Annotated in this window: 1 protein-coding gene; it reads left to right on the top strand. The window is 52.7% G+C overall.

Annotated elements, in window-relative coordinates; translation table 11 throughout:
* Positions 1–32: 32 nt before the first annotated feature.
* Positions 33–1001, top strand: coding sequence for an IS5-like element IS903B family transposase (locus tag ACNQ0T_RS23130; protein WP_072201439.1), 969 nt, complete (start codon positions 33–35; stop codon positions 999–1001).
* The last annotated feature ends 56 nt before the right edge of the window (positions 1002–1057 follow it).

Genomic DNA, 1057 nt, shown 5'->3' with positions numbered 1-1057 from the left:
GGCTTTGTTGAATAAATCGAACTTTTGCTGAGTTGAAGGATCAGATCACGCATCTTCCCGACAACGCAGACCGTTCCGTGGCAAAGCAAAAGTTCAAAATCACCAACTGGCCCACCTACAATAAAGCCCTCATCAACCGTGGCTCCATAACTTTCTGGCTGGATGATGAAGCTATTCAGGCCTGGTATGAGTCAGCAACACCTTCTTCACGAGGCAGACCTCAGCGCTATTCTGACCTTGCCATCACGACTGTGCTGGTCATTAAACGCGTATTCAGGCTGACCCTGCGCGCTGCGCAGGGCTTTATTGATTCCATTTTTTCTCTGATGAACGTTCCGCTACGCTGCCCGGATTACAGCTGTGTCAGCAGGCGGGCAAAGTCGGTTAATGTCAGTTTCAAAACGCCCACCCGGGGTGAAATCGCACACCTGGTAATTGATTCCACCGGGCTGAAGGTCTTCGGTGAAGGCGAGTGGAAAGTCAAAAAGCATGGCCAGGAACGCCGTCGTATATGGCGAAAGTTGCATCTGGCAGTTGACAGCAACACACATGAAATCATCTGTGCAGACCTGTCGCTGAACAACGTTACGGACTCAGAGGCCTTCCCCGGGTTAATCCGGCAAACCCACCGGAAAATCAGGTCAGCCGCCGCCGATGGCGCTTACGATACCCGGCTATGTCACGATGAACTGCGGCGTAAGAAAATCAGCGCGCTTATCCCTCCCCGAAAAGGTGCGGGTTACTGGCCCGGTGAATATGCAGACCGTAACCGTGCAGTGGCTAATCAGCGAATGACCGGGAGTAATGCGCGGTGGAAATGGACAACAGATTACAACCGTCGCTCGATAGCGGAAACGGCGATGTACCGGGTAAAACAGCTGTTCGGGGGTTCACTGACGCTGCGTGACTACGATGGTCAGGTTGCGGAGGCTATGGCCCTGGTACGAGCGCTGAACAAAATGACGAAAGCAGGTATGCCTGAAAGCGTGCGTATTGCCTGAAAACACAACCCGCTACGGGGGAGACTTACCCGAAATCTGATTTATTCAACAAAGCC

It is taken from the genome of Enterobacter cloacae complex sp.6700776 (assembly GCF_048284255.1).
GTDB classification, from domain to species: Bacteria; Pseudomonadota; Gammaproteobacteria; order Enterobacterales; family Enterobacteriaceae; genus Enterobacter; species Enterobacter intestinihominis.
This window is presented reverse-complemented; position numbering and strand designations above follow the sequence as displayed.